General features: G+C 64.8%; 25 protein-coding genes, 1 tRNA gene and 1 pseudogene. 13 read left to right on the top strand and 14 right to left on the bottom strand.

What is annotated here, in order from left to right; translation table 11 throughout:
* Positions 1-64: 64 nt before the first annotated feature.
* The 4 genes and pseudogenes from PSm6_RS30375 to PSm6_RS00650 form a co-directional block, all read right to left on the bottom strand.
* Positions 65-457 (bottom strand): annotated as a pseudogene (locus tag PSm6_RS30375) (cache domain-containing protein); the annotation flags it as partial.
* Between the two features lie 580 nt (positions 458-1,037).
* On the bottom strand, positions 1,038-4,760 hold the full coding sequence (gene metH / locus PSm6_RS00660; RefSeq protein ID WP_021216805.1) for a methionine synthase: 3,723 nt from the start codon (positions 4,758-4,760) through the stop codon (positions 1,038-1,040).
* A 216-nt stretch (positions 4,761-4,976) separates the two neighbouring features.
* A complete protein-coding gene (locus tag PSm6_RS00655) occupies positions 4,977-5,450 on the bottom strand; it encodes a hypothetical protein (RefSeq protein WP_021216804.1) in 474 nt (157 codons plus the stop codon).
* 13 nt (positions 5,451-5,463) lie between these two features.
* Positions 5,464-5,967, bottom strand: coding sequence for a hypothetical protein (locus tag PSm6_RS00650; protein ID WP_265169272.1), 504 nt, complete (start codon positions 5,965-5,967; stop codon positions 5,464-5,466).
* A 416-nt stretch (positions 5,968-6,383) separates the two neighbouring features.
* Here PSm6_RS00650 and PSm6_RS00645 point away from each other — a divergent pair, with 416 nt between their 5' ends.
* From PSm6_RS00645 to nfuA, 3 genes are all read left to right on the top strand, one after another.
* The gene (locus tag PSm6_RS00645; RefSeq protein ID WP_265169271.1) at positions 6,384-7,352 is read left to right on the top strand and encodes a TerB family tellurite resistance protein; all 969 of its coding nucleotides are present in this window, start codon (positions 6,384-6,386) and stop codon (positions 7,350-7,352) included.
* Between the two features lie 136 nt (positions 7,353-7,488).
* On the top strand, positions 7,489-9,768 hold the full coding sequence (locus PSm6_RS00640) for a fatty acid cis/trans isomerase (RefSeq protein ID WP_265169270.1): 2,280 nt from the start codon (positions 7,489-7,491) through the stop codon (positions 9,766-9,768).
* A 94-nt stretch (positions 9,769-9,862) separates the two neighbouring features.
* Positions 9,863-10,447 carry a Fe-S biogenesis protein NfuA gene (gene nfuA / locus PSm6_RS00635; protein WP_021216800.1) on the top strand — a complete coding sequence of 195 codons (585 nt, stop codon included), beginning with the start codon at positions 9,863-9,865 and terminating at the stop codon, positions 10,445-10,447.
* A gap of 864 nt (positions 10,448-11,311) precedes the next feature.
* Here the strand turns inward: nfuA and PSm6_RS00630 are convergent.
* The 7 genes from PSm6_RS00630 to PSm6_RS00600 form a co-directional block, all read right to left on the bottom strand.
* Positions 11,312-12,493 carry an MFS transporter gene (locus PSm6_RS00630; RefSeq protein WP_265169269.1) on the bottom strand — a complete coding sequence of 394 codons (1,182 nt, stop codon included), beginning with the start codon at positions 12,491-12,493 and terminating at the stop codon, positions 11,312-11,314.
* Positions 12,494-12,508: 15 nt separating this feature from the next.
* Positions 12,509-13,018: an HPP family protein gene (locus tag PSm6_RS00625; RefSeq protein ID WP_021217998.1), complete on the bottom strand. Its 510-nt coding sequence runs from the start codon at positions 13,016-13,018 to the stop codon at positions 12,509-12,511.
* Between the two features lie 14 nt (positions 13,019-13,032).
* Positions 13,033-13,281 carry a DUF1272 domain-containing protein gene (locus PSm6_RS00620; RefSeq protein ID WP_021217999.1) on the bottom strand — a complete coding sequence of 83 codons (249 nt, stop codon included), beginning with the start codon at positions 13,279-13,281 and terminating at the stop codon, positions 13,033-13,035.
* A 10-nt stretch (positions 13,282-13,291) separates the two neighbouring features.
* Positions 13,292-14,299: a GlxA family transcriptional regulator gene (locus PSm6_RS00615; protein ID WP_265169268.1), complete on the bottom strand. Its 1,008-nt coding sequence runs from the start codon at positions 14,297-14,299 to the stop codon at positions 13,292-13,294.
* A 100-nt stretch (positions 14,300-14,399) separates the two neighbouring features.
* Positions 14,400-15,431, bottom strand: coding sequence for a DNA topoisomerase IB (locus tag PSm6_RS00610; protein WP_265169267.1), 1,032 nt, complete (start codon positions 15,429-15,431; stop codon positions 14,400-14,402).
* Positions 15,428-16,141 carry a DUF421 domain-containing protein gene (locus PSm6_RS00605; protein ID WP_265169266.1) on the bottom strand — a complete coding sequence of 238 codons (714 nt, stop codon included), beginning with the start codon at positions 16,139-16,141 and terminating at the stop codon, positions 15,428-15,430. Before PSm6_RS00605 ends, PSm6_RS00610 begins: the two co-directional genes overlap by 4 nt.
* Positions 16,142-16,331: 190 nt before the next feature.
* The gene (locus PSm6_RS00600; RefSeq protein WP_021218003.1) at positions 16,332-16,601 is read right to left on the bottom strand and encodes a hypothetical protein; all 270 of its coding nucleotides are present in this window, start codon (positions 16,599-16,601) and stop codon (positions 16,332-16,334) included.
* Between the two features lie 280 nt (positions 16,602-16,881).
* On the opposite strand from PSm6_RS00600, the gene PSm6_RS00595 reads away from it, so the two are divergent.
* Positions 16,882-17,556: a PA2778 family cysteine peptidase gene (locus PSm6_RS00595; protein WP_031287215.1), complete on the top strand. Its 675-nt coding sequence runs from the start codon at positions 16,882-16,884 to the stop codon at positions 17,554-17,556.
* 68 nt (positions 17,557-17,624) lie between these two features.
* On the opposite strand, the gene PSm6_RS00590 is transcribed toward PSm6_RS00595, so the two are convergent.
* Positions 17,625-18,908, bottom strand: coding sequence for an NAD(P)/FAD-dependent oxidoreductase (locus PSm6_RS00590; RefSeq protein WP_043246916.1), 1,284 nt, complete (start codon positions 18,906-18,908; stop codon positions 17,625-17,627).
* A gap of 182 nt (positions 18,909-19,090) precedes the next feature.
* Between PSm6_RS00590 and PSm6_RS00585 the strand changes: the two genes are divergently transcribed.
* The 5 genes from PSm6_RS00585 (at position 19,091) to PSm6_RS00565 (ending at position 21,200) form a co-directional block, all read left to right on the top strand.
* A tRNA-Val gene (locus tag PSm6_RS00585) sits at positions 19,091-19,167 on the top strand.
* A 270-nt stretch (positions 19,168-19,437) separates the two neighbouring features.
* The gene (locus PSm6_RS00580) at positions 19,438-19,815 is read left to right on the top strand and encodes a hypothetical protein (protein ID WP_265169265.1); all 378 of its coding nucleotides are present in this window, start codon (positions 19,438-19,440) and stop codon (positions 19,813-19,815) included.
* Between the two features lie 53 nt (positions 19,816-19,868).
* On the top strand, positions 19,869-20,207 hold the full coding sequence (locus tag PSm6_RS00575) for a hypothetical protein (protein WP_043246914.1): 339 nt from the start codon (positions 19,869-19,871) through the stop codon (positions 20,205-20,207).
* Between the two features lie 154 nt (positions 20,208-20,361).
* Positions 20,362-20,628, top strand: a complete 267-nt coding sequence (locus PSm6_RS00570; protein ID WP_031286890.1) for a hypothetical protein — start codon at positions 20,362-20,364, stop codon at positions 20,626-20,628.
* 176 nt (positions 20,629-20,804) lie between these two features.
* Positions 20,805-21,200, top strand: coding sequence for a hypothetical protein (locus PSm6_RS00565; RefSeq protein ID WP_021216956.1), 396 nt, complete (start codon positions 20,805-20,807; stop codon positions 21,198-21,200).
* Positions 21,201-21,357: 157 nt separating this feature from the next.
* Here PSm6_RS00565 and PSm6_RS00560 read toward each other — a convergent pair whose 3' ends face one another.
* Both PSm6_RS00560 and PSm6_RS00555 read right to left on the bottom strand, forming a co-directional pair.
* The gene (locus PSm6_RS00560; protein WP_164488229.1) at positions 21,358-21,510 is read right to left on the bottom strand and encodes a hypothetical protein; all 153 of its coding nucleotides are present in this window, start codon (positions 21,508-21,510) and stop codon (positions 21,358-21,360) included.
* A 192-nt stretch (positions 21,511-21,702) separates the two neighbouring features.
* A complete protein-coding gene (locus PSm6_RS00555; protein WP_021216953.1) occupies positions 21,703-21,864 on the bottom strand; it encodes a hypothetical protein in 162 nt (53 codons plus the stop codon).
* Between the two features lie 497 nt (positions 21,865-22,361).
* Here PSm6_RS00555 and thrS point away from each other — a divergent pair, with 497 nt between their 5' ends.
* The 4 genes from thrS to rplT all read left to right on the top strand — a co-directional run bounded on the left by thrS (position 22,362) and on the right by rplT (position 25,477).
* A complete protein-coding gene (gene thrS, locus PSm6_RS00550) occupies positions 22,362-24,284 on the top strand; it encodes a threonine--tRNA ligase (RefSeq protein ID WP_021216952.1) in 1,923 nt (640 codons plus the stop codon).
* Positions 24,284-24,835 carry a translation initiation factor IF-3 gene (gene infC / locus PSm6_RS00545; protein ID WP_169708317.1) on the top strand — a complete coding sequence of 184 codons (552 nt, stop codon included), beginning with the start codon at positions 24,284-24,286 and terminating at the stop codon, positions 24,833-24,835. Before thrS ends, infC begins: the two co-directional genes overlap by 1 nt.
* A gap of 61 nt (positions 24,836-24,896) precedes the next feature.
* Positions 24,897-25,091 (top strand): 50S ribosomal protein L35, encoded by a 195-nt coding sequence (gene rpmI, locus PSm6_RS00540; protein ID WP_021701550.1) that lies wholly within the window; start codon positions 24,897-24,899, stop codon positions 25,089-25,091.
* Positions 25,092-25,120: 29 nt separating this feature from the next.
* Complete coding sequence (gene rplT, locus PSm6_RS00535) at positions 25,121-25,477, top strand: 50S ribosomal protein L20 (RefSeq protein ID WP_004422590.1); 357 nt, start codon at positions 25,121-25,123, stop codon at positions 25,475-25,477.
* Positions 25,478-25,557: the final 80 nt, after the last annotated feature.

Raw genomic sequence — 25,557 nt, 5'->3', positions numbered from 1 at the left:
CGAGGGCGAAGGCATAGCCGCCGGTGACCTTGCCCTGGTCCTTGAGGAAGGCGGCGAGGTCGTCGAGGCGCAGGTCGATGGTGCTGACCCCGGCGAAGCGGCCCTGCAGCTTGTAGGGCACGCTGCAGGTGACCATGGGCACCTTGCTGACCGGGTCCTGGTAGGCCTCGGACCAGGTGCAGGCATTGCCGCTGGCGCTGCGCGCGCCGGTGTACCAGGCGTCGTTGTGGTAACCGGGGCCTTCGGGCTTGTTGTAGTCGTCGGAGTATTCCAGCGCACCGTTGGCACCGCGTGCCCAGAAGAAGCTGCGGCGGTCGACGCCTTCGGTGAAGGCGCCCGGCTCCGGCCAGATGCCGCCGCCGGCGATGGCCGCATCGCCGCTGTTGTCGATCAGGTTGGGGTAGTTGTCGCGGTACTGTGCCTCTTCCCGGGGCAGCACCTCGGCCAGGTGCGCCATGCTCACCGCCAGGCCCTCGATGCCGGCGAGCTTGAGGCCGAGCTGGCGGACGATGGCGCTGCCGGTCTGCTCGATCAGGGCGTTACTTTCCGCCACCACCCGGGGCTGGCCACGGAACACCATGATGGCGAACACGGCGAGGGCGGTGAGCAACAGGAGGAAGATCGCGCCCAGGGTCAGGCGGCTGGAAATGCGGTCAGGCAGCAGAGACATTCGGTACTCCTCGATTCCCGAGCTGGAAGGCGGCGCACGGCAGAGGCGCGGCAGGCACTTCCTATGCAATAGCAGTGCCCGCGCCATTGCGCCTCTGAAAGGCGTGTCGGCCGATGTCGGGGTTCCTGCAGTGGTTTCGGAGGAGTGGTCGTTTCTGGGGGGCGTTCAGGGAGTGATCGAGCGTGTCGGGGGGCATCGCGGTGATGGGTTTCGTTTCGCTCGCGGAACGCCGCCCGACCCATCCTACGAAGAGCACCAAGCCGCGCGGACTGGGCACCCGTAGGATGGGTAGAGCCCCGCGAAACCCATCGTTGCGCCGCTGGGAGCCAGAAAGAACCAGGCCCGCATTGCGCGGGCCTGGTCGGGGTCAGTAGTCGTAGCCGAGGTTCGGCGCCAGCCAGCGTTCGCTCACGGCCTGGTCCTGGCCCTTGCGCTTGCTGTAGCTCTCCACCTGGTCGCGCTCGATCTTGCCGACCGCGAAGTACTGCGCCTCGGGGTGGGCGAAGTACCAGCCGCTGACGGCCGCCGCCGGGAACATGGCGAAGTGCTCGGTGAGGAACACGCCGCTGACGCCGGGCTTGTCGAAGCTGGCGCTCGGGTCCAGCAGGTTGAACAGGGTGGCCTTCTCGGTGTGGTCCGGGCAGGCCGGGTAGCCGGGAGCGGGGCGGATGCCGTTGTACTGCTCCTTGATCAGCGCCTCGTTGTCCAGGTGCTCGTCGGCGGCGTAGCCCCAGTGTTCCTTGCGCACGCGCTCGTGCAGCCATTCGGCGCAGGCCTCGGCGAGGCGGTCGGCCAGGGCCTTGACCATGATCGAGTTGTAGTCGTCGCCCTTGGCCTCATAGGCCTTGGCCACTTCCTCGGCGCCGATGCCGGCGGTGGTGATGAAGCCGCCGACGTAGTCGACCACGCCGCTTTCCTTGGGCGCGACGAAGTCGGCCAGGCACAGGTTGGGCTTGCTGTCGGGCTTGATGGTCTGCTGGCGCAGGTGGTGCAGGGTGGCCAGCGGCTTGCCCTGGTCGTCACGCACTTCGATGTCGTCGTGGTTGACCTGGTTGGCCGGCCAGAAACCGAACACCGCACGGGCCTTGATCAGCTTCTCGTCGATGAGCTTCTTCAGCATCGCCTGGGCGTCGGCGAACAGCGCGGTGGCGGCTTCGCCCACGACTTCGTCGGTGAGGATGCGCGGGTACTTGCCGGCCAGGTCCCAGGAGATGAAGAAGGGCGTCCAGTCGATGTACTCGGCCAGCACCGCGAGGTCGATGTCTTCCAGCACGCGCACGCCGGTGAAGCTCGGCTTGGGCGCGCGGTAGCCGGCCCAGTCGAAGGCCGGCTTGTTGGCCAGGGCGTCGGCGTAGGCCAGGCGCTCGGTGCGGGCGGCGCGGTTGGCGGTGCGCTCGCGGACTTCGACGTAGTCGGCACGGGTGCGTTCGACGAAGCCCGCCTTGAGTTCCTTGGACAGCAACTGGGTGGCCACGCCCACGGCACGCGAGGCGTCGGTGACGTAGACCACGGCGTCGTTGCTGTACTGCGGGTCGATCTTCACCGCGGTGTGGGCCTTGGAGGTGGTGGCGCCACCGATCATCAGCGGCAGCTCGAAGCCCTGGCGCTGCATTTCGCGGGCGACGTGGACCATCTCGTCCAGCGAGGGGGTGATCAGGCCGGAGAGGCCGATGATGTCGCACTTTTCGGCGATGGCGGTCTGCAGGATCTTCTCCGCCGGCACCATCACGCCAAGGTCGACGATGTCGTAGCCGTTGCAGCCGAGTACCACGCCGACGATGTTCTTGCCGATGTCGTGGACGTCGCCCTTCACGGTGGCCATGAGGATCTTGCCCTTGGCTTCCGGCTTGTCGCCCTTTTCCTCTTCGATGAAGGGGATCAGGTGGGCCACGGCCTGCTTCATCACCCGGGCGGATTTCACCACCTGGGGCAGGAACATCTTGCCGGAGCCGAACAGGTCGCCGACCACGTTCATGCCGGACATCAGCGGGCCTTCGATCACCTCGATGGGGCGCGCGCACTGCTGGCGGCATTCCTCGGTGTCTTCGACGATGAAGGCGGTGATGCCCTTGACCAGCGCGTGTTCCAGGCGCTTGTCCACGGGCAGCGAGCGCCATTCCTCGTTCTCCACTTCCTTGACCGCGCCGTCGCCCCGGTACTTGTCGGCGATGGCCAGCAGGGCTTCGGTGGCGTTGGCGTTGCGGTTGAGCACCACGTCTTCCACGGCGTCGCGCAGCTCTTTCGGGATCTCGTCGTAGATCTCCAGCTGGCCGGCGTTGACGATGCCCATGGTGAGGCCGTTCTGGATGGCGTAGTAGAGGAACACCGAGTGGATCGCCTCGCGCACCGGGTTGTTGCCGCGGAAGGAGAACGACACGTTGGACACGCCGCCCGAGGAAAGCGCGTGGGGCAGGTTGTCACGGATGTAGGCGCAGGCGTTGATGAAGTCGACCGCGTAGTTGTTGTGTTCCTCGATGCCGGTGGCGACGGCGAAGATGTTCGGGTCGAAGATGATGTCTTCCGGCGGGAAGCCCACTTCGTTGACCAGGATGTCGTAGCTGCGCTGGCAGATCTCTTCCTTGCGTGCCTGGGTGTCGGCCTGGCCGACCTCGTCGAAGGCCATCACCACCACCGCGGCGCCGTAGCGCTTGCACAGCTTGGCGTGGTGCTTGAACTGCTCGACGCCTTCCTTCATCGAGATGGAGTTGACGATGCCCTTGCCCTGGATGCACTTCAGGCCGGCCTCGATCACCTCCCACTTGGAGGAGTCGATCATGATCGGCACGCGGGAGATGTCCGGCTCGCCGGCGATGAGGTTGAGGAAACGCACCATCGCCGCCTTGGAGTCGAGCATGCCCTCGTCCATGTTGATGTCGATGACCTGGGCGCCGGCTTCCACCTGCTGCAGGGCGACTTCCAGGGCCTCGGTGTAGTTCTCCTCGCGGATCAGGCGGGCGAACTTGGCGGAGCCGGTGATGTTGGTGCGTTCACCGACGTTCACGAACAGCGAGCGGCGGTCGATGGTGAAGGGCTCCAGGCCCGACAGGCGGCAGGCCTTGGGAATCTCCGGGACCACGCGCGGCGGGTGCTTGGCCACGGCCTTGGCGATGGCCTCGATGTGCCCCGGGGTGGTGCCGCAGCAGCCGCCGATGATGTTGAGGAAGCCACTGGCGGCGAACTCCTCGACCACCACGGCCATTTCCGCCGGGGTCTCGTCGTACTCGCCGAAGGCGTTGGGCAGGCCGGCGTTGGGGTGCGCGGAGACGTGGGTGCCGGCCTTGCCCGCCAGTTCGGCGAGGTAGGGGCGCAGTTCCTTGGCGCCGAGGGCGCAGTTCAGGCCCACGGAGATCGGCTTGGCGTGGCTCACCGAGTTCCAGAAGGCTTCGGTGGTCTGGCCCGAGAGGGTGCGGCCGGAGGCGTCGGTGATGGTGCCGGAGATCATGATCGGCAGCTCGACGCCCAGCTCCTCGAACACGCCCTGCACGGCGAAGATCGCCGCCTTGGCGTTGAGGGTGTCGAAGATGGTTTCGATCAGGATGAGGTCGGCGCCGCCTTCCATCAGGCCCTTGGTGGCCTCGGTGTAGTTCTCCACCAACTCGTCGAAGGTGACGTTGCGGTAGCCCGGGTCGTTGACGTCGGGGGAGATGGAGCAGGTGCGGCTGGTCGGGCCGAGGACGCCGGCGACGAAGCGCGGGCGGTCCGGGGTTTCCAGGGTCTTGGCGTCGGCCACTTCACGGGCCAGGCGCGCGCCCTCGACGTTCAGCTCGTACACCAGGGATTCCATGCCGTAGTCGGCCTGGGACACCTGGGTGGCGTTGAAGGTGTTGGTCTCGAGGATGTCGGCACCGGCGTCGAGGTAGGCCTTCTCGATGGCCTGGATCACGTCCGGGCGCGACAGCAGCAGCAGGTCGTTGTTGCCCTTGACGTCGCTCGGCCAGTCGGCGAAGCGCGCGCCGCGGTAATCCTCCTCCTGCAGCTTGTAGCTCTGGATCATGGTGCCCATGCCGCCATCGAGGATCAGGATGCGTTCCTTGAGGGCTTGGTGGAGGGCGTGCAGGCGAGCGCTGCGATCGGTGAGCGGGCTGGACATGGAGGACCTGACTAGCTGGGCGGAAAAGGGTGCGAAGCATAGCAAAGATGAAGGGGATCGACCGCCCACCGGCTGACGCATGAAAATGGCTCATGTTGGTTGCGGCGAAAGGTCGCGACAGCCCTGGCGGGCCCGGTGCGCGGGGATGCAGGCGTGGCGGGGGAGAACGGGGAACGCGGCCGTGGATGAGGGAGGGTCATCCACGGCGCGGGGGGATCAGCCGCGGCAGCTGGCCGTGGCGTAGACGAAGTACTTCACCAGGTCGCGGTCGGTGCGGTTCCACACCTCGCCTACCGAGCGCAGGCCCTGGCTCTGGCCGACCGAGCCGGCGATGCTGCCGCACCACACGCGGGGGTACTTGCCACGGTACAGGGTGCCGCCGATGACCACGGCGACGTGGCCGTTGTTGCGCGCCGGGTTGTGGTCGCTGCCCTTGATGCCGGCGATCACGAAGTAACCCTGGGAGGCCTTCTGCGCGGCTTCGTCACCGCTGGCCAGTTCCTTCCAGCCGGTGGCCTGGGGCAGGCCGCCCATGATGGCGTCGGCGTTGCCGCTGGGAATCGGTACGCCGAGGGTGGCGGCCACCGACTGGAGGAAGCCGGAGCAGTTGTTCTTGTTCAGGGTACCGGCGATGAAGCTCTGGTCCCAGGCCGCGGTGGCGGCGTTGACGATGCAGGTGTCGAGGCTCATTGACTCATCCCTATCAGGGTTTGCAGAAAGGCTGTACGGGTTGCTTTGCGTGGGTCTTGCAGTTGCCGGTGTCGTCGCAGTCGGCGCCCAGCACCAGCTCTTCGCCCTCGATGGACGCGCGCTTGCCGGTGATGTCCTGGCGGTGCAGCACCTTGCAGGTGGCGGTGTCGTAGGCCACCAGCTCGCCGTTGGAGCCGCTGAACTCGTAGGTCACCAGGCGCTTCTCGTCGCGGCTGAGGAACAGCGGGTCGCGGGCCCAGATGCCGCCGTCCTCGATGTTGCAGCTCTTGCCGCTGGCCTTGTCCAGCAGCACCACCGGCGGCTCGGGGAAGGAGTCGGGCTCGGCGATGTCCGGGTTCTCGTTGACGAAGCGCACCTGCAGGTGCTGGCCGTCGCCGACGAAGGTGGTGGGCGCCTCGGGGCTCGCCACCAGTTTCAGCGGCGCGAAGCCGCAATCGGACGCCTGGGCACAGGCGCTGAGGGTCAGGGCGGCAAGGGCGCCGGCGAGGGGTTTCATGGTCAGGGTCTCCTGTGGCATGGCGGGGGCCGGCCGGGCGGCGTTCGGCTGCAGTTCAGGAGGGGGAGAGCCGGACGGCGGCCCCGAGAACGGTCCCTGTAGCTGCGCCGACATCATCCCTGGCGGTCTGGCGTGGCGGCAGGATACGCCGGCGGCTCGCCGTGAGAGATGACGGCGTTCACGTCTGCAACGCTCGGCAGGCCCTGGCGGACGGGCGGTGGAGCGGCGAGTGCCTCGGATTGTCGATCTGGGTCACGAAAGCCGGCTGCCGCCCTTCACAGGCAGGCGCGGCTGTTGCAGATTGATGCTGGCACCTCGCTAGTGCAGCAGGGCAAGGCCCACCAAGAGGCGAAAGACACGCCACCCGAATACCCCACACCGCACGCAAGACTGAGCACATACAAGGAAGCAGTTCGATGGAACAGGCGAAGAAAGTGATGGAAATGGCCGGCTACTGGGCCGGTCATGCAGTACAGGGCGTTGCTACCGGCGAGATGCTGATCCCCATCGTCGGCTACCTGGGCACGGACCAGCAGACCAGCATGGAACGGCTGTTCATGGACTGCTCGGTGGAGGCCATGCAGCAGGGCGATGCGCGCATCACCAACCTGGCCGCAGACAAGCTGGGCGCCGTGTTCATCCGCGACGGCCTGGTCACCCTGCCCACCGGTAAGACCGACTGCCTGATCGTCGACATCCGCTTCGCTTCGGACAAGCAGCGCCATTTCCAGTGGCTGCTGCCCTATCGCAACGCCGGCCACGAAGCCGGCTTCGCCGTGCACAAGCCGAAGGCCTCGGCTGGTGCGGGCTTCTCCAACGACGAACTCCAGGAGCTGGCCGCTGCCTTCTTCGATGGCCTGGAGAACAACGAGGAAGCCCTGGAGGTGTGGAACAGCAACTTCGTCGATCAGGCGGGCGAAAGCTCCGGCTTCCACGGCCAGGAGAACACCAATTTCACCGCCGAGGAGTTCCAGGCCCTGCGCCGCGCGCCCTTCATGGTGTTCCTGCTGGTGGCCGCCGCCGATGGCAAGCTCGACAACAAGGAGGCCCAGGCCTTCGTCAAGCAGCTGGGGGATTCGGCCAAGGAAGGTGGCGAGCTGTACTCGCGCATCATCACCAACGTCATCACCGATGTGCCGCAGCTGCTGACCGAACTGCTGACCACGCCGTTCAATCACGCCCAGGAACTGCTGCGCATCCGCCTGATCGTCGAGACCAAGGTATCGGCGGAGGAGGCGCAGGCGTTCAAGCAGGCGTTGCTGGGCCTGGGCAAGACGGTGGCCTCGGCCTCCGGCGGCTTCCTCGGCTTCGGCAGCAAGATCAGCAAGGAAGAAAAGGCCACCCTGGAGCGCATCGCCGCCGGCCTGGGCCTGACCTACAGCTGAGCCGCTGCGGCCAGCGGGGCGATGGCGCTGCGCCGCGAGGGCGCAGCCCATCGCTACCACCTTGGCTACCGGTGCGCTGCAGCGCAGCGCGGATGCCGGTAGAATCCGCCGGTCCGTTCGCCAAGGAAAATGCTTCATGCCGTATCGCGCGTTGTTCGCCGCCGCCTTCCTGTTCCTGGGCGCTGCGGCGCAGGCCGAGGATATTTCCTATAGCCGCGACATCCAGCCGATCTTCACCGAGAAGTGCGTGGCCTGCCACGCCTGCTACGACTCGCCGTGCCAGCTCAACCTGGGCAGCGCCGAGGGGGCCACGCGCGGGGCGACCAAGAAGCCGGTCTACGACGGCACCCGCACCCAGGCCCAACCCACCACCCGGCTGTACTTCGACGCCCGTGGCGAAGCGGCCTGGCGGCAGAAGGACTTCTATTCCGTACTGCACGGCCAGGCCTCCCAGGCTGCCCTGATGGCGCGCATGCTGGAGCTCGGCCACAGCACGCCGCTCGCCCCCAATGCCAAGCTGCCGGCGGACCTGGACATCAGCATCAACCGCGAGAACCAGTGCCCGGCGCCGGGGGAGTTCGACGGCTACGCGAAGACGTTCGCCCACGCCGGCATGCCCTTCGCCGTGACCGGGCTGGACGACCAGCAGTACCAGACCCTGCAGCGCTGGCTGGCGGCCGGCGCACCGGTTGAAGAGGTCGCGCCGACGCCAACGCCGGACGAGGCGCGCCAGGTGGCCGAGTGGGAGACCCTGCTCAACGCCCGGGGCGCCCGCGAGGTGCTGGTGGGGCGCTGGCTGTTCGAGCACCTGTTCCTCGCCCACCTGTATTTCGATGGCGGCAAGAGCGGGCATTTCTTCCAACTGGTGCGCTCGCGTACGCCCAGCGGGCAGCCCATCGACCCCATCGCCACGCGTCGCCCCAACGATGACCCGGGCACCGACTTCTACTACCGCCTGTGGCCGATCCAGGGCGTGATCGTGCACAAGACGCACATCACCTACCCGCTGGACGACGCCAAGCTGGCACGGGTCAACGAACTGTTCTTCGGCAGCGACTGGAGCACCGACAAGGTGCCTGGCTATGGCGCCCAGCGTCGGGCCAACCCCTTCGAAACCTTCGAGGCCATCCCGGCCCAGGCGCGCTACCAGTTCATGCTGGATAACGCCGAGTACTTCGTGCGCACCTTCATCCGCGGGCCGGTGTGCCGTGGGCAGATCGCCACGGACGTGATCCGCGATAACTTCTGGGCGCTGTTCCAGGACCCGCAACACGACCTCTACGTCACCGATGCGGCCTACCGCGGCGAAGCGACGCCGCTGCTGGCGATGCCCGGGCAGTTCGACGAGATCGGCGGGCTGCTGAGCCTGTGGTACAGCTACCGCGACAAGCGCAACGCCTACGAGGAGCTGCGCCGCGACGCCTATGCCGCCGCGCCGGTCCCCACCTGGGCGGATATCTGGACCGGCAACGACAACGCGCTGCTGTCCATCTACCGCCAGTTCGACAGTGCCTTCGTGCGCAAGGGCCTGATCGGCGAGGTGCCGCAGACGATGTGGCTGCTGGACTACCCGCTGCTGGAGCGCACCTACTACCAACTGGTGGTCAACTTCGACGTGTATGGCAACGTCTCCCACCAGGCGCAGACGCGGCTGTACTTCGACCTGATCCGCAATGGTGCCGAGGTCAACTTCCTGCGCCTGATGCCGGCCGAGTCGCGCACCGCGATCCTCGACGACTGGTACCAGAACAGCGGCAAGCTGAAGATGTGGCTGGACTACGAGGACATCGACGACGACACGCCCACCGGGCTGTTCCTCCCGGTGGAGCGCGCCAAGGGCTCCTTCGCCGCGCAGCTGCTCAAGCGCTACGCCGACCTCAATGCGCGGCCGGACCCGATCAACCGCTGCACCACCGGCAACTGCTACCGCCCGGGGATCGACCCGGCGCTGCAGCAGGCCGAGCAGGCCTTGAGCCAACTGGTCAGCCGGCCGGCGGCGGGGCTCAAGGTAATCGACCAGTTGCCGGAAGCGACTCTGCTGCGTGTGGAGCTGGCCGACGGGCGTCGCGAGGTCTACAGCGTGCTGCGCAACCGCGCCCACAGCAACGTGGCCTTCATGATGGGCGAGGAACTGCGCTACCAGCCGGGGCTGGACACCCTGACCATCTACCCCAGCGTGCTCACCAGCTACCCGAACTTCCTGTTCAACCTGCGCGCCGAGGAGGTGCCGGAGTTCGTCAGCGCCCTGGGCCAGGTCAAGGACACGGCGGCCTTCGACAAGGTGGTGGAGCGTTGGGGCATCCGCCGCAGCCACCCGCAGTTCTGGCGCTACTTCCACGACCTCTCGGCCTACATCCGCGAAACCGAGCCGGTGGAGGCGGGCGTGCTGGATATGAACCGCTATCAGAACTTCTGAGAAGTTGTCGCGAATAATTCCTACTAAAACACTAGGACTTTATCCGTAGGACCTGATTGGCGTACACTGCGCCCCATGTTTGCGAGGAGTTGCCATGAGCGCCATCACCATTACCCAGGCAGCCGAAGATTACCTGGCTGACCTGCTGTCGAAGCAGAACACCAGCGGTATCGGCATCCGTGTCTTCATCACCCAGCCGGGCACCCAGTACGCCGAGACCTGCATCGCCTACTGCAAGCCCGGTGAGCAGAAGCCCGAGGACACCCCGCTGGCCCTGGCTTCCTTCACCGCCTGGATCGACGCCGTCAGCGAGCCCTTCCTCGACGACGCCGTGGTCGACTACGCCACCGACCGCATGGGCGGCCAGCTGACCATCAAGGCGCCGAACGCCAAGGTGCCGATGGTCAATGAAGACAGCCCGCTGAACGAACGCATCAACTACTACCTGCAGACCGAGATCAACCCCGGCCTCGCCAGCCACGGCGGCCAGGTGAGCCTGGTGGACGTGGTCGAGGAAGGCATCGCCGTGCTGCAGTTCGGCGGCGGCTGCCAGGGCTGCGGCCAGGTCGACCTGACCCTCAAGGACGGCGTCGAGCGCACCCTGCTCGAGCGCATCCCCGAGCTGAAGGGCGTGCGTGACGTCACCGACCACAGCAACCGCGAAAACGCCTACTACTAAGGCGTGCAGCGGCACGAAAGAAGGCAGCCCTCGGGCTGCCTTTTTTGTGCCTGTGATTTCCCGGGCTGAAGCCCGGGCTACGGTCATTCAGGGCTTGTCGAGGGCACATGTTTGCCGCGCGCCATGCACCGTAGGATGGCGTAGAGCGCAGCGAAACCCATGCTGCCCGGTGTTCGGGAATACACCGAATCGATGGGATTCGCGGAGCTCTTCCCATCCTACGATCCGCACAGGTCTCTCGCGGGTTTCCCCCGCCCTACTTTGCTGCGGGGTAAGCGCCGTAGGATGGCGTAGAGCGCAGCGAAACCGATGCTGTCCGGTGTTTGGGGATGCACCGAATCGATGGGATTCGCGGAGCTCTTCCCATCCTACGATCCGCACAGGTCTCTCGCGGGTTTCCCCCGCCCTACTTTGCTGCGGGGTAAGCGCCGTAGGATGGCGTAGAGCGCAGCGAAACCGATGCTGTCCGGTGTTTGGGGATGCACCGAATCGATGGGATTCGCGGAGCTCTTCCCATCCTACGATCCGCACAGGTCTCTCGCGGGTTTCCCCCGCCCTGTCTTTGCTGCGGGGTAAGCGCCGTAGGATGGCGTAGAGCGCAGCGAAACCCATGCTGTCCGGTGTTCGGGGATACACCGAATCGATGGGGTTCGCGGAGCTCTTCCCATCCTACGATCCGCACAGGTCTCTCGCGGGTTTCCCCCGCCCTACTTTGCTGCGGGATAAGCGCCGTAGGATGGCGTAGAGCGCAGCGAAACCCATGCTGTCCGGTGTTCGGGGATACACCGAATCGATGGGATTCGCAGAGCTCTTCCCATCCTACGATCTGTAATTTCCCGAGGGGTGCGCGATGCGGGGCGGCGATCAGGGTGTGGCTTCGGCCTGGGCGACCTTGCTCCTGCGTACCGAGAACAGCGCCAGCAGGACGACCGCCACCAGCGGCAGCATGCCGAGGTTCACCGCGCTCCAGCCGAGGCCGGTGATCAGCGCGCCGGAGGCGAAGGAGGCGCAGGCGGCTACCAGGCTGTTGCACAGCTCCATCAGCGCCTGGGCCTGGCCGCGTTCGTCGGCGTTGTGCCCTTCCGCCAGCAGGGTGGTGCCGGCCACCAGCATCAGGTTCCAGCCCAGCCCGAGCAGGAACGAACTCACCAGGAAATACCCCATGCCCAGCCCGGCCAGGGCGATGCCGGCGCTCAGGAGCAACAGCACCGCGCCTGCCAGGGCCACGCGGCGGCTGCCGAACCTGTCCACCAGCGGGCCGGCGGCGAAGGCGGGGAGGAACATGCCGAGCATGTGCCAGCGGATCACCTCGGAGCCGGCTTCCAGAGGCAGGCCGCAGAAAGTCATGGCCAGGGGCGTGGCGTTCATGACCAGGATCATCAGCCCGTGGCCAATGGCGGTGGTGGCGATGGCGGCGCGCACCAGGGGGCGTTGCAGCAGGGCGCGGGTGGCGGCCCAGCCGGCCTTGGGTGGGCGCGGCGCCTGGCCTTCGCGCAACAGGCGCAGCAGCACCAGGGCGACCAGTGCGAGGCCGGCGATGGCCAGGTAGGCACCGACGAAGGGCGTTTCCAGGGCATTGCGTGACCAGAGCGCCAGGCTCGGCGCCAGCAAGGCCGCACAAACCCCGCCGCCCACCACATAGGCGGTGGCGCGGCCCTTGTGCTGCTCGTCCACGGCCTCCTGGGCGGCGAAGCGGTAGTACATGGCCGAGGCCTGGTAGGCGCCGATGGGCAGGGCGCCCAGGCACAGCAGGGTGAAGTCGCCGAGCCAGACGCCCAGGGCGCTGAGCAGGCCGCCCAGGACGCCGGCGGCGGCGCCGAGCATCAGCCCGGGGCGGCGGCCATGGCGCTGCATGAACAGCGACAGCGGCTGCACCGCCAGCAGGTTGCCCAGCACCAGCAGCGCCAGCGGCAGGGTGGCCAGGGCGTTGAGCGGCGCCAGCTGCAGCCCCACCAGCGAGGTGAGGGTGATGCCGATCATCGAACAGCTCCAGTACAGCGCCTGGCCGGCGAACAGCAGGCGGATGCTCGGGTTGCGCAGCAGCATGGGAACCTCGGTGGCTTACCAGTACTTGGGGTAGCGGGCCTCGCGGCTCGCGTTGTTGTAGATCAGCGCCACCAGCACCAGCAGCAGGGCGCCGCTGAGGGTGGGGTAGAGCAGGAAGTCCCAGCCCGGCTGCAGGAGGAAGACGATCACCGGGTTGGAGCCGGCCGGCGGGTGCACGGTGCGGGTCAGCATCATCAGGGCGATGGCGCTGCCCACCGCCAGGGCCACGGCCCACCAGTGCGGGCCGCAGAAATGCAGGAAGGCCAGGCCGGTGAAGGTGCTCAGCAGGTGGCCGAAGACCACGTTGCGCGGCTGCGAGAAGGGCACGTCGGGGAAGCCGAACACCAGCACGCAGGAGGCGCCGAAGGAGCCCAGCAGCAGGCTCAGGGTCAGCGCGTCGCCCAGGCCGGCGATGCTGGCAATGGCCAGGACGCCGCCGAGCCAGGCGATGAACACCTGGCGCGTGGCGGGGCGTGGGGGCAGGGCGACGGCGTCGCCACGGAATTTCTTCACCAGTTCGAGCATGGTCGTCTTCCGGTTCAGGCGCGCTTGGCGCAGCCAGCAGGGTTGTGGATGCGTTGGCTCGACGGCGGGTTGGCGGCGAGCTTGGCGGCGGGACGGATGGGGCGCCCGACCAGCTTGCCGGCGCAGTTGGGGCAGTGGCCGGCAAGGTGGGTTTCGACGCAGTCGCGGCAGAAGGTGCACTCGAAGGAGCAGATCATCGCCTCGGCGGAGTCGGGTGGCAGGTCCTTGTCGCAGCATTCGCAGTTGGGGCGCAGTTCGAGCATGGCGGTTTCCTCAGGCTTGGTTGGGGCGTCCGAAGCGTTCCGCGTATTCCTGCGGGCTGATGGACAGGTGTTTGTGAAAGGTGCGGCGCAGGTTTTCCGGGTGGCCGAAGCCGGTGAGGCGGGCCACGGTGGCGATGGAGGCCTGGGCGTCCTGCAGCAGCGCGCGGGCCGCCTCCAGGCGCACCCGTTCGATGTACTTGCCGGGGCCCATGCCCAGCTCCTGGACGAAGACCCGGGACAGGCTGCGCGGCGCCATGCTGGCCTGGTTGGCCAGGGCCTCCAGCGAGAGGTCGCCGCCGAGGTTGCCGGGTATCCACTCCAGCAGGGCGGCGAGGCGCGGCGTGCGGCTGGGCTCGCAATTGAGCAGGGCGCTGAACTGCGCCTGGCCACCGGGCCGCCGCAGGAACAGCACCAGCCGGCGCGCCACCGCCAGCGCCATGGTGCGGCCGAGGTCGGCTTCCACCAGCGCCAGGGCCAGATCGATGCCGGCGGTGACCCCGGCGGAAGTGAATACATGGGGGTCGCCATCGCGGCCGGCGGGGTCGTAGGTGTGCAGGCGGTCGCCCTGCACGTCGATATCGCAATAGCCGCCCAGGGCCGGTACGTCGGACCAGTGGGTGGTGGCGCTGCGCCCGGCGAGCAGGCCGGCAGCGGCGAGGATCAGGGCACCGGAGCAGATGGAGCCGAGGCGGCGCACCTGGGGCTCGGCGTCACGCAGCCAGGCCAGCAGCGGCGGGTTGCGGCACATGCGCTCGACGCCCATGCCGCCCGCCACCAGCAGGGTGTCGAGGGAGGCAGGGTCGACCTCGTGATAGGCCGCCTCGGCGACCAGGGCGAAGCCGGCGGAGGTCTTTACCGCGCCGGCTTCGGTGCCGATCAGGCGGATGCCGTAGGCGTCGGGCAGGCCCTGGCGCTGGCGCTCGACGTTGGCCGAGGCGAACACCTGCAGCGGGCCGGTCACGTCCAGGCTCATCACGTCGTCGAATGCCAGGCAGGCGATGGTGCGCAAGGGGGCCATGGCGGGGCTCCATCAGGTTGATGGTGCCAGTCTGCGTCCTGCTGGGTTTGGCGACAATGACAATAACCCCACAGATATTGCCAAACCCCTGGCTAGGCGCTTAGCCCGCCGGGGCGACGTGCAACGCCTGGAGGAAATGCATCAGCGAGGCTTCCTCGGCACTCAGGCCTTTGCGCTTGCGAGCCTTCTTCAGGCCCTGCAGTTCGCCGGCGAGGAAGGCCTCGATGATGGCGGGATGGACGTAGCACTTGCGGCAGATGGCCGGGGTGTTGCCCAGCTCGCTGGACACCTGGCGGATCACCTCCACCAGGTGCTTCTTCGCCGTGGCTTCGTCCTGCCAGCGGTGCTTGCGCAGGTGCTCCAGGGCCAGGGTGCTGCCGGCCCAGGTGCGGTAGTCCTTGGCGGTGAAGTCTTCGCCGGCGTGGCTGCGCAGGTAGTCGTTGATGTCGTGGGAGCTGACGGTGCGGCGCTCGGCGCCCTCGTCCAGGTACTGGAACAGGTGCTGGCCGGGCAGCTCCAGGCAGCGGCGGAGAATGCGCGCCAGGCGCGGGCTGCTGAGCCGGACGCTGTGCTCGATGCCGCTCTTGCCCTTGAATTCGAAGCGGATGTTGTTGCCCTTCAGGGCGACATGACGGGTGCGCAGGGTGGTGAGGCCGAAGGATTTGTTGTCCCGCGCGTAGCGGCTGTTGCCGATGCGGATCAGGGTGCGGTCGAGCAGGGCGACCACGGCGGCCATGACCTTGTCGCGGCCCAGCCCCGCTTCGCCCAGGTGCAGGTCGATGCGCCCGCGCAGGGCCGGCAGGGCCTGGCCGAAGCGCAGCAGGCGCTCGTACTTGGCGGCGTCGCGTATCTCGATCCACAGCGGGTGGTAGCGGTACTGCTTGCGCTGGCGGGCATCGCGGGCGGTGGCCTGGATATGGCCCTGCGGGTCGGCGCAGATCCACACCTGCTGGTAGGCGGGCGGGATGGCGAGCTTGTTGATGCGCTGGATCTCCAGCTCGTCGCGTATCGGTTTGCCGGCCAGGTCGATGTAGACGAACTTTCCACGGCTCAGGCGCCGGGCGAAGCCGGGCATGCTGTCCTCGACGTAGCGCAGTTGCGGCGGCAGGGCGGGCGGCGTTGCGGCTGTCATGCGTGTGCCTCCACGGGTGAGGCCTGGTGCTTGCGGCCCAGGGCGCGTGACCAGGCCTGGCCGTCGCAGCGGGGGCAATGGGCGTCCTGCCCCTGGGCGAGGTGCTGGGTGAAACCGCACCGGTTGCAGGCGTAGAGGCCGTCAGTGCTGGGGCGCTCCACGCTCTGGCGCAATTGGCGGGGTAGCACGGAGAGGCCCGCGCGCACTTCGCTGTCATCGAAGAAATACAGGCTGACGTCGCCATTGACTTCGAGTATGGCCAGCCTTACCTGGCCCAGGTGCTCGACGCTCTGGCGGCGCAGCTCCATGAAGAACTCGTCGCTGGAGATGTTGTTACGGGCCAGGGCGTCGATGTCGTAGAGGCCGTCGCGGATGATCACCACCGGCTCGCCCTCCAGCCAGGCGCCGAAGCGGCGGTTGCGCTCCATGGCGTAGGTGGTGACGCGGTAGAGCAGCAGCAGGGTGGTGAAGACCACGAGGATCGGCAGCAGCGGCACGTCTTCATAGAAGGAGACGTCGCCGGCCGCAGAGCCGAGGGTGAGGATGACCAGCACCTCGAACAGGGAGATCTGCCGTACGCCGCGGCGCCCGGAAATCTTCAGGAAGGCGAAGACCACGACGAAGGCGAAGAGGGCGCGTAGCGCGACTTCCGCGAGGAAGCTCAGGGGGAACTCATCGATGAGGATGCGGTGCCAGTCGAATGGGCTCATGGCCTGTGTGCTCCTTGCGCGGGCGAGCGAGGCTGGCGCGGGCGGGTTGCCGCGTGTGCTCGGGCTGCAAGGTTATGGACAGCGAAGGCGGGGGAATTTCTTCAGTGAAAAGCGAGGCGGCGTTGCGATAACGCCAGGGCGGGCAGCCGGGAAGCTGCCCGCCGCGCAGTGGGCACAGCGCTGGGAGGTATTACTCGGGCATCTCCCAGGGGGCGAGGCTGTAGCCTTGGCGGCTCAGCTCCTCGCGGGACTGCTTGAGGATGCTGGCCAGTTGTTCGGGGTCGGAATAGGTGCTGCTGGCGATTTTCGAGCGGCCCAGCAGGCGGGTGCTGGTGCGGTCGATGACGCTGAGGCTCAGCTCGCCGTTGCCGTCCTGTGGGGCCCAGGCCACGCACTGGAAGGGTTGGAAGGCGCGGCCGGCGATGATCAGGGCTTCGTTGAAGCGCAGTGTTGCATTCATGGGGTGGGTCTCTCCGTATTGTGCCCATTGAGGTGACGGACCCGGTCGGCTCGACCGTTTGTGTGCCGTCGTGGATATGGATGGCGAAACCTGACCGGGAAGTCACAGGCCGTCGTGAATAAATAACTATTTGTCGCGGCAATGAATGGATTGGTGATAATGGTCTCGAAAAACCGTCATTTCCGTGCGTTGCCGGGCGTGCCTCGGGTATACAGGTGCGCCATGGGCCGGCCGCTCGCGCCGGTGTTCGCCATGCACCTGAACCACCGGGGTAGATGCAGTGCCTATTCGCCTTGACCGATCCTTCACCCGCTGCGCCGGGCTCGTGTTTTGCCTGCTGCTGGCGGCCTGTTCCAGCCAGCCTTCGACATCGCCCAGGCTGCGTGCCCTGCCCGAAGCGGTGGAGCTGAGCAACGTGCCCTTCTTCGCCCAGCACGCTTACCAGAGCGCGCCGGCCAGCCTGGCTGCACTGTTCACCCTGCAGGGCGAGACGGTGACGCCGGGCATGGTGGAAAAGGAGCTGCGCCTGCCCGAACGGGAAGAGGCACTGCAACAGAACCTGGCGGGCGTGGTGAACCGCCATGGGTTGCTGCTGTACCCGCTGGGCGACCAGTTGGAAGACCTGCTGGTGCAGGTGGCGGCGGGCAACCCGGTGCTGGTGCACATGCGCCAGGGCTACGGCTGGCTGCCGTCCTGGCGCTACGCGCTGGTGGTGGGCTACGACCGCAACAAGCAGGTACTCCTCCTGCGTGCCGGGGGCATACGCCGCCTGCCGATGAGCTTCTCGGAGTTCGAGTCGGGTTGGGAGGGTGCTGGCCACTGGGCCGCTTTGCTGCAGGCGCCGAACCAGCTGCCCGCCGAAGCGGATAGGTCGCGCTGGACCCAGGCCGTCGATGCGCTGGCCGGTGCCGGGCAGGCCGATGCGGCGAATATCGCCAGGAAGCAGCTGCACTGATTGTTCTGGCGGGGCCGCAGCCCCAATGAAAAACGGCGCCCGAGGGCGCCGTTTTCATATCGCGGGGATCAGATCCCCAGCTTGTCGCGCAGGCTGTAGTACCAGGCGCCGATGGCACTGAACGGTACCTGGAACAGGCGGCCACCCGGGAAGGGGTAGTGCGGCAGGCTGGCAAAGGCGTCGAAACGCTCCGCCTGGCCGCGCAGTGCTTCGGCCAGTACCTTGCCCGCCAGGTGGGTGTAGGTGACGCCGTGGCCGCTGCAGCCCTGGGAGTAATAGATGTTGTCGCCGATACGGCCGACCTGGGGCAGGCGCGAGAGGGTCAGCAGGAAGTTGCCGGTCCAGGCGTAGTCGATCTTCACGTTCTTCAGCTGCGGGAAGGTCTTGAGCATCTTCGGGCGGATGATCGCCTCGATGTTCGCCGGGTCGCGGGCGCCATAGACCACGCCGCCGCCATAGATCAGGCGGTTGTCGCCGGTGAGGCGGTAGTAGTCCAGCAGGTAGTTGCAGTCTTCGACGCAGTAGTCCTGCGGCAGCAGGCTCTTGGCCATTTCTTCCGACAGCGGCTCGGTGGTGATCACCTGGGTGCCGCACGGCATGGACTTGGACGCCAGCTCGGGCAGCAGGTTGCCCAGGTAGGCGTTGCCGGCCACGACCACGAACTTGGCCTTCACGCGGCCCTTGGGCGTGTGCACGACCGGGTTGGCGCCGCGTTCCACGCGAATGGCCGGGGATTGCTCATGGATGATGCCGCCGAGGGACTCCACTGCCGCCGCCTCGCCCAGGGCCAGGTTCAGCGGATGGATGTGGCCGCCGCTCATGTCGAGCATGCCGCCTATATAGTTCTCGGTCGACACGACCTCGCGGATTCGCTTGGCATCCAGCAGCTCCAGCTGAGTGTGGCCGTAGCGTTCCCAGAGCTTCTTCTGCGACTCCAGGTGGCCCATCTGCTTGGGCGTGATGGCGGCGAACACCCCGCCATCCTTCAGATCACACTGGATGTTGTACTTGGCGATGCGCTCGCGAATGATGCGGCCGCCCTCGAACGCCATCTGGCCGAGCAGTTGCGCCTGCTTCGGGTCGACGGTGCGCTCGATCACATCGATGTCGCGGCTGTAGCTGTTGACGATCTGCCCGCCGTTACGGCCGGACGCGCCGAAACCGACCTTGGCCGCTTCGACGATGGTGACCTTGAAGCCGTTTTCCAGGAGGAAGAGGGCGGTGGACAGCCCGGTGTAACCGGCGCCGATGATGCAGATGTCGGTCTCGGTCTCGCCGACCAGCTCCGGCCGCTGCGGTACCGGGTTGGCCGATGCTGCGTAATAGGATTGGGGGTAGGGAGTGTGCGTCATCTTGAATCTCTGTTTTTTATTTTTTACGGATGGCGTGATGCTACCCGAGTTGAAAATAGCCGGCTAGGGGCTGTGCAAGATATTTAACGCGGCGTTGAACAACAAAAACTTCACTTTTTCAGGCAGTTAGCGAAAAAGTTGTTGACGTCGAAAAGCATGGCTGTAGAATGCGCACCCATCGAAGGCACATAGCTCAGTTGGTTAGAGCACCACCTTGACATGGTGGGGGTCGTTGGTTCGAGTCCAATTGTGCCTACCAATTCGAAGCTGCATCACTGCAGCGCATGAAGGGCGATCCGAAAGGGTTGCCCTTTTTTGTTTTCCGATTTTCCTTCAATGGGCTTTCGGGCCCTCCTCATGCTTCAGGCTTTCAAGCCTGCCTGCGCCCGCTGGTGTCCGATCTCCTTCTCCGTGCGCCCCTCTAATGGATGGTGGCCATCTCCTTCTCTAGGAAGCTCTGGATTCTCCCAGGGAGCGCAGCTCACAATCTGGGCTTCAGGCCGCTCGATTCTGTTCACGGAGGATCACCATGAAATACGCAATGGGAATGCTGTGCGCGTTGGTTGCCGGTGCCGCCAGTGCCGAGCAGGTGCTGGTGCGGGCTGATAAGGGGCATCAATGTGTTGGCGATGCGTTCTCGCTGGGCGATGTGTCTGGCGTGCTTTTCCTCGAGAGAGCGTGCGAGCTGCCTGTTTCGCGTGCTGCCGAGAGGCACGCTTATGTTTCCCGCAGCGAAGGCGCCGAAGTCAGGGGCTGCTGGCGCGCGCTTTCTGATGGCAACTACTCGGTCATCGATGAGGCTGGCGGCCAGCAGCTTTTGAACAGGGATGCCTATGCAGGGGCTGAAACCACCACCTCGTCATCGAGCGCCAGGATTGTCCGCTCGCCGGCCGGCGCTTGCCCTTGATCGCACGGTTTGTGCCTTGTTGCATTCGCTTTAGCATCCAGGGAGAGGATTAAGTGCGTATCTATCTTTGTGGTGTTTTTGTGTTGGCGATGATGCCCATGACCGCATCTGCGCAGGATCTGGTCGGCGGTGGGCTGGAGGTGGCCTCGGTTGAGCGGGTCGATGACTCCAAGGCGGTGATCAGGCTCGGCAATGGAAAGGGCGGGGTTGAGTCCTTGTGGGTCGACTGCCTGGCGGCTGAGTGGGGCTATGAGGGTGTCGAGGCGGGGGCTTTGGTGGAGCAGGGCCAGAAGTCCCAGGCGATTGCCTATCGTGCCTGTCGGGATCTACCCAGCAAGGCCTCGCTGCTTCAGGCGCCCGGGACCTGGCGGGCGGCGGGTCCGCTCAAGTGAGCCAGTGCCGGTCGTTTCTCTAGGTAGGGGTATTGAGAGGCCTGGGCTTCTGGTGGCGCACCTTGCTTGACTCGACTGGCCGCGCGTTTTAGTTTTCCGGCTTCTTTTTATGGTCGCCGCTGAGGGAAGCTGCCGGCTTCTCGTGAGGAAACGAATGCGCAAAGCTCTCGCCGTACTTCTCCTAATCTCGCCTGCTGTTTTCGCTGAATCGGCTACCCCTCACCATGATTGCAAGCGGCCGGATGTGCCGGCGCAGTTCAGGGATGAGGCGCATCGCGACCAGTTCACCCGCGATGTCGACAGCTACAACAAGTGCATCACGGCTTTCGTGACCGAGCAGAACGAGGCGGTTCGCAAGCACCGCGAGGCGGCGCTCAAGGCGACCGAGGAATGGAACGCCTTCGCCAATTCGATGAAGTGAGTGTTGCGCGTATCGATGAGCCCGGCCTTGCGCCGGGCTTTTTGTTTCTGTCGTTTGGGCTCGCTGGGTCGCCTTGGTAGATGTCCATATATCGGAAAAGTGGTCCCGCTTCGCTTGGATATATCCTCAGGCTCTCTACGCTTGAAAATGCATTTACGAGCGAGGAGGCGTTTGCCATGAGCAGGCGAATCGATTTCGGTCGTCGGGCGATGTCGGTGGCGGCTTGGGCTGTGCTGCTATCGATGGGCGGCGCGGCGCAGGCGAGCGACATCGGCTTCGGTGTCGGGGTGAGCTATGTCTTCGGCGGTGGCGTGGCGGCGGGTGTCAAGGCGTTCAGCGATGACCAGGACAACGAGATGGTGGGCTCCGTCGGCCTCGACTATCTGTTCGCGTCGTCCGCTTTCCGGCCGAACATCGGTGTCGCCTACCAGGGCGAGGGCTACTTCAGTGGTGGGGATGTCGGCTACAACCTGCAGACTCAGGCGCTGGACTTCGGTGCCGGGGCGGGCTGGTCGAATAGCGATGACGATCACTCAGAGTCCGCGCCCGAGGAGCCTGTGTTCATTCCCTGATGAGGTGTTCGCGCGTCTGGGCGTGGTGCTTCATGCCCCGCTGGCGGCAGATGGCGGCGGGCGATGAGTGCCTGAAGGGGATTGCGCAATAAAGGAAAGCCGCAGTGCGAGGTTGTCGCGCTGGTGGAGGTGGCGAGGCGGTGCGTCGGGTCTGGTTTCAGATATCGGCGATCAGCATGCCGTGCAGTACACGGTAGAGGCCGTCATTGATCCTGATGGTGAGTGGTTCCCGTCCGATGATTCGTGCTCCTTCCTTGAGCAATTCATCGATGTGCGCACGCAAAGCATGAAAATTCCGTTGTTCCTTCACGGATGAGTCTCCCCTGGGAAGATGCGAGCAGAATAGCAGTAGCTGTGACAGGGCTCGAATCCCGAAATTCCGTTGCGCTTTGTACGCTTTTGACTATTCGTTCGAAACGTGGATGTGCAGTCAGGAGTGCCGTCGGGCAGGGTGTCGGGCGGGGAGGGCGGGGCAGCGCCGGGCGAGAGCGCCCGGGCGCGGTCAGGCGGCTACGGAGTGGCTGATCAGCATGCCGTAATTGACGCGATAGAGATGGCCGCTGACCTTCAGGGTGAGAGGGTCGCGACTGATGATGCTGGCTCCGTCCCTGAGCAGCTCGTCAATGTGGGCGCGGAGAGCAAGGAAAGTACGTTGTTCCTTCATCGTAGGGCTCCTTGGTCGATGTATTCGCCGGAGCATATCAGTGCGTCTGTGAACTGATCGGTAAATCTGTGTGATTCTCATCACATTTCAATGATGGCAAAAGAGTGTCAGGCTGCGCTGTGCCTGGGCTGGCGATGTCGCTGTCTCTGCTCGCTTGCCGATGGGAGATGGCTTCTCGTGCCGGGGCGCTTCTAAGTCGTTGATTTTTTTGTGGTAGAGTGCGCGACCGCGCGGTCTCTCCCGATCTTCTCGTGACGTTCGCACTCTCGCTGCCGTTCGTGCTGCCTATATAAAGGTGTGCCGGTGGCATCGGAAGCTTGTCAGTGTCATCTGTTTCTGGAAGCATCCGCGGTTCTCGATACCTCCAGTGACTCTGGTTCGGCTCGGTTGGCCTTCGGGCTCTGTCATCGTGTGGCAGGCATACCACCGGATCAATTACTGGCTCATCCCAACCCATGTGGCCTTTGGTAGAGGTCACCACTAGGAGAGGAGGCGCCATGCCCATCATTACTCTTCCCGACGGCAGTCAGCGTTCGTTCGATCACCCGGTATCCGTACTCGAGGTGGCGCAATCCATTGGTGCCGGCCTGGCCAAGGCCACCGTCGCCGGCAAGGTCGACGGCAAGCTCGTCGATGCCTGCGACCTGATCGAAAACGACGCGACCCTGCAGATCATCACCCCCAAGGACGAGGCTGGAGTCGAGATCATTCGTCACTCCTGCGCCCACCTGGTCGGTCATGCCGTCAAGCAGCTCTATCCGACCGCCCGCATGGTGATCGGCCCGGTCATCGATGAAGGCTTCTATTACGACATCGCCTTCGAGCGCTCCTTCACGCCTGACGATATGGCCGCCATCGAAAAGCGCATGGCCGAGCTGATCGACAAGGATTACGACGTCATCAAGAAGGTCACCCCGCGCGCCGAGGTGATCGAAGTGTTCAAGGCCCGTGGCGAGGATTACAAGCTGCGCCTGGTCGAGGACATGCCGGACGAGAAGGCCATGGGCCTGTACTTCCATGAGGAGTACGTGGACATGTGCCGGGGCCCGCACGTGCCCAACACCCGCTTCCTGAAAGCGTTCAAGCTCACCAAGATTTCCGGTGCCTACTGGCGCGGCGACTCGAAGAACGAGCAGCTGCAGCGTATCTATGGCACCGCCTGGGCCGACAAGAAGCAGCTGGCCGCCTACGTCCAGCGCATCGAAGAGGCCGAGAAGCGCGACCACCGCCGCATCGGCAAGCAGCTCGACCTGTTCCACCTGCAGGAAGAAGCGCCGGGCATGGTGTTCTGGCACCCCAATGGCTGGACCCTGTACCAGGTGCTGGAGCAGTACATGCGCCAGGTGCAGCGTGAGCACGGCTATGTGGAAGTGCGTACGCCCCAGGTCGTCGATCGCATCCTCTGGGAGCGTTCGGGCCACTGGTCCAACTACGCCGAGAACATGTTCACCACGGCTTCCGAGAGCCGCGACTACGCCGTCAAGCCGATGAACTGCCCGTGCCACGTGCAGATCTTCAACCAGGGCCTGAAGTCCTACCGCGACCTGCCGCTGCGCCTGGCCGAGTTCGGTGCTTGCCACCGTAACGAGCCGTCCGGCGCCCTGCATGGCATCATGCGCGTGCGCGGCTTCACCCAGGACGACGCCCACATCTTCTGCACCGAAGAACAGGTGAAGAAGGAGGCGGCCGACTTCATCAAGCTGACGCTGCAGGTGTATTCGGACTTCGGCTTCGGCGATGTGTCGATGAAATTGTCGACTCGCCCAGCCAAACGCGTGGGATCCGACGAACTGTGGGATCGCGCCGAAGGTGCCCTCGCCGACGCCCTCAACGAGTCCGGCCTGGCCTGGGAATACCAGCCGGGTGAAGGTGCTTTCTACGGTCCGAAGATCGAATTCACCCTCAAGGACTGCCTCGGTCGTAACTGGCAGTGCGGCACCCTGCAGTACGATCCGAACCTTCCGGAGCGTCTGGATGCCAGCTATATCGCCGAAGATAACAGCCGTACGCGCCCGGTGATGTTGCACCGCGCAATCCTCGGCTCCTTCGAGCGCTTCATCGGCATGCTCATCGAGCACTACGCGGGCCTGTTCCCTGCGTGGCTCGCGCCGACCCAGGCGGTGATCATGAATATCACCGACAAGCAGGCCGATTTTGCCCTCGAGGTTGAAAAAACTCTCAACCAAAGCGGGTTCCGTGCCAAGTCCGACTTGAGAAACGAAAAAATCGGCTTTAAAATCCGCGAGCATACTTTGCTCAAGGTTCCCTATCTCCTGGTTATTGGAGATAGGGAGGTTGAGACACGATCCGTTGCTGTGCGAACCCGTGAAGGCGTCGATCTGGGCTCCATGCCCCTCGACCAATTCGTCACTACGCTTGCGCAGGCGGTTTCCCGGCGTGGTCGCCAAGAATTGGAGTAATCATTATTAAGCGTGAAATGAGACAAGATAAACGAGCTGCACCTAAGGCCCCGATTAACGAGAATATCTCGGCTCGAGAGGTGCGACTGATTGGTGCAGACGGCCAGCAAATTGGCGTCGTCTCGATTGATGAAGCGCTTCGCGCTGCTGAAGAATCCAAGCTGGATCTGGTGGAAATTTCCGCTGATGCAGTGCCGCCCGTATGTCGGATCATGGACTACGGCAAGCACCTGTTCGAGAAGAAGAAGCAGGCTGCTGCGGCGAAGAAGAATCAGCACCAGCAACAGATCAAAGAAATCAAGTTTCGTCCAGGGACGGAAGAAGGGGATTACCAGGTAAAACTACGCAACCTGGTACGTTTCCTTAATGAGGGAGACAAGGCCAAGGTATCGCTTCGATTCCGTGGTCGTGAGATGGCTCACCAGGAGCTGGGCATGGAGCTGTTGAAGCGGGTCGAAGCTGACCTCGCCGAACTCGGCACCGTTGAACAGCATCCTAAGCTGGAAGGACGCCAGCTGATGATGGTCATCGCTCCCAAAAAGAAAAAGTAACCACCAGGGCACTGGCAGGCCTTGCGGTTATGCGTAATCACTCAATGCGGAGTATCCGAACATGCCAAAGATGAAAACCAAGAGCGGTGCAGCCAAGCGTTTCCTCAAGACCGCTGCTGGCTACAAACACAAGCACGCTTTCAAGAGCCACATCCTGACCAAGATGTCCACCAAGCGTAAGCGTCAACTTCGCGGTAGCGAACTGATGCATCCGTCGGACAAAGCAAAAGTCGAGCGCATGCTGCGCGTTCGTTAATCGGTCAAGATATCTAGAGGAAGCTACTCATGGCTCGTGTTAAGCGCGGCGTTATCGCTCGCAAGCGTCACAAAAAGATTCTGAAACTCGCCAAAGGCTACTACGGCGCACGCAGCCGCGTGTTCCGCGTTGCCAAGCAGGCGGTGATCAAGGCTGGCCAATACGCCTACCGTGACCGTCGTCAGCGCAAACGTCAGTTCCGCGCTCTGTGGATCGCTCGTATCAACGCTGGTGCTCGTCTGAACGGTCTGTCCTACAGCCGTCTGATCGCTGGCCTGAAAAAAGCGGCCATCGAGATCGATCGCAAGGTTCTGGCCGATCTGGCAGTGAACGAAAAAGCGGCGTTTGCTGCGATTGTCGAGAAAGCGAAAGCCGTACTGGCTTAAGTCCCCGACAATCACCGGGCTATCCCGGTGCTGAACGTCACCAATAGGGGAAGAGCCTTGTGCTCTTCCCCTATTTCGTA

The sequence above is a fragment of the Pseudomonas solani genome (assembly GCF_026072635.1).
Classification (GTDB): Bacteria; Pseudomonadota; Gammaproteobacteria; order Pseudomonadales; family Pseudomonadaceae; genus Metapseudomonas; species Metapseudomonas solani.
The sequence above is the reverse complement of the archived record's forward strand: the minus strand, read 5'-3'. Positions and strand labels throughout refer to the sequence as shown.